At 59.5% G+C, this 2989-nt stretch carries 3 protein-coding genes; all 3 read left to right on the top strand.

Annotated features, from left to right (window positions below):
• Positions 1-891, top strand: an 891-nt coding sequence (locus tag J7367_RS21625; RefSeq protein ID WP_209029005.1) for a DotA/TraY family protein, incomplete at its 5' end; no start/stop codon positions are given.
• A 9-nt stretch (positions 892-900) separates the two neighbouring features.
• Entirely contained in the window at positions 901-1401 is a 501-nt protein-coding gene (locus J7367_RS21620; RefSeq protein ID WP_209029003.1) for a hypothetical protein, read from the top strand.
• Positions 1402-2188: 787 nt separating this feature from the next.
• Positions 2189-2584 (top strand): hypothetical protein, encoded by a 396-nt coding sequence (locus J7367_RS21615; RefSeq protein ID WP_139792633.1) that lies wholly within the window; start codon positions 2189-2191, stop codon positions 2582-2584.
• Positions 2585-2989 lie beyond the last annotated feature (405 nt).

Genomic DNA, 2989 nt, shown 5'->3' with positions numbered 1-2989 from the left:
TTCAGACCTTCCCTAACGGAGGCGATCACCAACATCAACGACGGCGGCGAATCGCGCGGCCAAATCAACCCGCTGATCAAGATGAAAAACCTGGGCGACCATCTCACTGGTGTAGCCGAAATCGGTCTTGCAGGATACCTCACAGCCAAGGGGCTCGAGGCGACCAGCGAAAGTTTCAGCATCGCCGGCTTGGCATCACGGGTGGCCGACGCCAGTGGCGCGCTCAGCTTCGTCCGAGGTGCATTGGACGGGGCGGGACCGATCATCATGATGATCATCATCGCCGCCTTGCTACTCGGCCTCGGGCTGTCGACCTATCTACCGATGGTGCCATTCGTTGTGTGGTTCGGTGCGGCCGTGAACTGGCTCGTCGTTGTCGGAGAGGGCGTGATCGCAGCCCCGTTATGGGCGATCACGCATCTCGGCGGAGAGGGCGACGGCCTCGGCCACAAAACCGCCCACGGCTACATCTTCCTCTTCGAGATGATGGTGCGTCCTGTGCTCATGGTGCTCGGTTTCTTCCTGGGAGGCGTGGGAGTCATCGCAGGCGGAACGTTGCTGAACGAGGGGTTCGGCATTGCCCTTGCAAACGCTCAGTTCGACTCGCTGACCGGCATCGGTTCGATTCTGGCCTATTGCACGATTTACTTCTCTATGTGTCTCAACCTTGTGCATAGCTGCTTCAACCTGATCTTCCTGGTACCGGACAAGGTGATCAACTGGGTCGGAGGTCACTCGCCAGCTATGATCGGCACTGACCACAGCGATCGGACCAAAGCTGCGGTCAATACCCTGCTGGCAAAATTCGATATTCGCCCGTCAGGTGGCAATGGCAGGCGCCCGCTGGGCGGGACGAATCCTTCGTCCAACTCCGATGGCATCAAGGAATAGGAGAATGCAATGCGATTGCTGAGACTTGCATCCGAGCTGTTCTATATTGCGACGTCCTTGCTGGCCGCGCTCCCCGCATTCGTGTATTCGGCGTGGGGCGGGAAATTCCTGCACTCAGGCGCGGCCCTTGCGGCAATGGTTGCATCTATCGCGTGGGTGGCGGGCGGTGCTCTATTGCTATCGAAATGGCGCCGATCGCGCAACCGCGACATGCGCAGGCTAATCGCCTNNCAGGTCGAGGTTGCCGACTATCTCAGCACGCGGTATGTCGGCATTGATGCCGTGATGGGCAAAGCCGTGGTCATTGACAGGGAGAAGAACATCGCAAAGTACGAGCCGATCGCTTACATCCAAAGCGCCGAGGTGAGCGACGCCGGAGACTCGATTCACTCCGCATTCACGTTCAACTTCCGGGACTTCTCCAATCCTTCAATGGAGATTCGCGTCAACAGGCTTCAAGCTGAAGATGCCGGCGCTCGCATTCGCTATGCTTTGGAACATGCTACGTAGCAGCCGGCGAAGCCGACCAACCGGGTCTGTCGGCCCGGTCTTGCGCCAAATACGAAGCAGTGTCGAATCTCGCGCGGCGCGACGACCTCCCATGCATGCGGCGAACGTTGCCCCCTAAGCTGTCGTTGGCTGGCAATAGTGCAGTGGCAGCGAAGGCAGGAACGGACTGCGGTAAATTGTCGAACAGACTGGCTCTCGTGACCAGCCATACTTGAGTGGGGGCACTGTCGTCGAGTTCGACCCCCGCCGCCGCCCTAGCGTGGTTCCCCGCCCTGCTCCGCCGGCGGCGCAGAGCCAGCCCCGGGCTACGCCGGTTGCTGCAAGGGTTGCGCGTCACGTTGGCCGCGCTACTTCCGGCCTGGTATTCGCCCTCGCGCCAGCTCAGGATGTAGTGATTGATCGGGTTCGCGCTGCGCGGGACATCCAGCGCCAATGCGATCATCTCGCCTTGCTGGCCGGCGTGATCGTCGCAAAGGAACCCGCGCGCACCTGTGTACGCGACCTTTCATCCGGGTTCGTCTTCTCTGGATCGCGGATGTAGTCGGTCAGGTCGCGAACGTGTTTCGCTTTCGACTTCACGCGGTCCGGCCACCTTGTGTGTTGCTTCACGTCGCTCGTTGATGGTCGCCGCTATCGACTCTCGGCATTCCGTCCGAACCAACCGGCCGGGCGATGCTACACGCCGAAGGATGGGGGCATTGATTTTTCACGCCCAGGGTTAGACGGGCAGACGTTTCAGGTACACCGACCTTTGATGCCACCAGACGATACTGACATGAGGCCCATGATGACTAACGAACAAAAGCCAATTAACTTCGAGAAGCTGCTGAATCTACTGACGTCGGTAGATCGTTCGCTGAGCCACCTGTCCGCCGTGGCGAGGCTGCCGCACGTCTACAGCGAGGGCGCGGTCAAGGGCTTGGTCGAGCAGTACGGGAAGTTGAAGTTCGCCGATTCCGCCGCACTCGAAGTGCTCACCGAGACCGGCAACAAGCTCGCCGAGGACGGGCTCTCGTACGAGCAGCGCGTCGAGAAGATCGGCAAGGAAGAGACCGACCGCCTTGGCGCTCCGCGACGGGAGGCCCTTGAAGTCCGGAAGAAGACGATGGCCGAGCTGGGGCAGTTCAAGAAGGAGCACCCGCTGATCATTGCCATCGTCGATGGAATCCGCTGCGAGGGGTAGTCCGCAAGCACATCAGTTTCAATGGCAGCAACGATCAAATGGTTGGCGAGGCTACCAAGTTGATCGACTGTGCAGCACCTATGCGAAGGGGGCAGGCTGTTAAACCTAACCCCTTAGGTCCTTATAGGCGTCAAAGCGTAACCTTGAACCCACACGCTGGGGCAACTGCTACCAAATGGCGGGAACACGCGACAAGACCAAGGACAACACCCGGCTTCGCCTCTGGAACTATGCCGTGCGAGTTGTATGGCGTTACCGCTCAGTTTCAATGGCTACTCCGATCAAATCGTTTGGCGACGCTGTCCAGTCGACCGCCTGTATGTAGCCGGCAAACTCACTCCCGTTGTCCACCTTGACTCCTCGTGATGACGGGGGCCCATGCCGGCGAAGTCTCTACTTTACGTT

This window comes from Xanthomonas sp. D-36-1 (assembly GCF_017746155.1).
Taxonomy (GTDB): Bacteria; Pseudomonadota; Gammaproteobacteria; order Xanthomonadales; family Xanthomonadaceae; genus Xanthomonas; species Xanthomonas cissicola.
This window is presented reverse-complemented; position numbering and strand designations above follow the sequence as displayed.

What these genes read in the sequence shown, in the direction of transcription:
- J7367_RS21615 (WP_139792633.1), top strand. Translation starts at nt 2,189, where the DNA reads ATGACTAACGAACAAAAGCCAATTAACTTCGAGAAGCTGCTGAATCTA.